We start from the raw sequence: 1,841 nt of genomic DNA on the forward strand, positions 1-1,841 counted from the left end.
TTTTGTGTGCGCCCAGCATGGGCGCAATCTTGTGGGTGAAAGTCCCGCCGTAAGCTGACCACAGCGAACGAAGTGAAGCGCAACTGCACGAGGGCGACCGAGTGTGGGGAGGAAGCGTGAATCGAAGCCATGAGCCGATGTACAAGAACCGGATAAAAGGCGAAGCCGATCAGGGCGAGCGGGCACAAAACCGCGAAGCTCTTGTGGTCAAGGATCAGGCTGTGTAAATCCGGCGGTTGTGTGGTGAAGGATTGCGTTCTTACCTGGGGAGATCTCGCCTCATGCCTGAAAGGGCGACGGTGCAAGCTGGAGCGAGAAGTCAGCAGAGGCCGTAGTAGTCTTTTTTTGAGGGCGAAGGGCCGAACGAGAGAAAGTGTTATAGGCCATGTTGATGCGAACGACCGGAAGTCAGATGCCTGCCAAACGCGGGGCGAATGGAGACAGCGAGCGGTGAAGCCGTGAGGAACTCCATCAGCGACGAGGTTAATCGCCCGCAAAATGAATCCGATAACGCAGGGCAAGGGTTGCTGGAACGGGCCTTTGCGAGAGAAAACCTGAAGCGAGCGTGGAAACGGGTCAAGGCCAACAAAGGTGCCGCAGGAGTCGATGGTCTGGACATTGAACAGACTGCCGAACATTTGTTAACCCAGTGGGGCGCGATTCGTGAGCAGCTTCTTTCAGGTGTCTACCGGCCCAGTCCGGTACGACGTGTGGTAATCCCCAAGCCTGACGGCGGTCAACGCGAGTTGGGTATTCCAACGGTCACCGACCGCCTGATCCAACAGGCCCTGCTGCAAATCTTGCAGCCGCTACTCGATCCGACTTTCAGTGAACATAGCTACGGTTTTCGTCCGGGACGTTGTGCGCAGCACGCCGTTTTGGCGGCGCAGCGCCACGTGTCTTCGGGACGAAAAGTGGTGGTGGATGTGGATCTGGAGAAGTTCTTCGACCGGGTCGATCACGATATTTTGATTGAACGTTTACGCAAGCGGATTGCGGATCGGGCGGTTATCCGGCTGATTCGGGCGTATCTGGATGCGGGAACGCTGATCAATGGCGCGGTCGAGAAAAGCCGCTGCGGGGCGCCGCAAGGCGGCCCGCTGTCGCCGTTGTTGGCGAATGTGCTGCTCGACGAAGTGGATCGGGAGCTTGAGCGCCGAGGCCATTGTTTTGTGCGCTACGCCGACGATGCGAACGTATATGTCCGCAGCCGGAAGGCGGGCGAGCGAGTCATGGTCTTGCTCAGGAGCCTGTATGAAAAGCTGCACTTGAGTGTCAACGAGAACAAGAGTGCGGTGGCTAGCGCGTTTGGTCGCAAGTTTCTGGGCTACGAGTTGTGGTCAGCCCGCGGTGAGGTCAAACGTGCTGCGTCCTATGAAGCGCAGAAGCAGTTCAAGCAACGAATACGCTGGTATACCCGACGCTCATGTGGCCGTAGCTTGCAGCTGATTGTCGATGACCTGCGACCTTACATTTTGGGTTGGAAAGCTTACTTCGGGTTGTCGCAAACTCCAGCCGTCTGGCGTGAGCTGGACGAATGGATACGACACCGATTGCGAGCTATCCAGCTTAAACAATGGAAGCGCGGAACGACGACGTATCGTGAGTTGCGAGCACTTGGCGCGAGTAACCAGGTGGCGCAGAAGGTGGCAGGAAACACCTGCCGCTGGTGGCATAACAGTCGTCTGGAGCTGAATCGCGTGCTTACTATTGCGTGGTTCGACAGGATGGGATTAGTACGTCTCTCATAACCTCAATCTCTCGAACCGCCCGGTGCGGACCCGCATGCCGGGTGGTGTGGCAGGGGAGCGGCCTGTGAAGGCCGTCCCCTATGCCGATTT

The 1,841-nt window shown here is 57.5% G+C and carries 1 protein-coding gene; it reads left to right on the forward strand.

Translation table 11 applies throughout. The features are described 5' to 3' along the window. Window positions 1-434: 434 nt before the first annotated feature. Complete coding sequence (gene ltrA, locus BSF44_RS29105) at window positions 435-1,751, forward strand: group II intron reverse transcriptase/maturase (RefSeq protein ID WP_095946422.1); 1,317 nt, start codon at window positions 435-437, stop codon at window positions 1,749-1,751. Window positions 1,752-1,841 lie beyond the last annotated feature (90 nt).

Source organism: Pseudomonas sp. ACN8 (genome assembly GCF_002303925.1).
Classification (GTDB): Bacteria; Pseudomonadota; Gammaproteobacteria; order Pseudomonadales; family Pseudomonadaceae; genus Aquipseudomonas.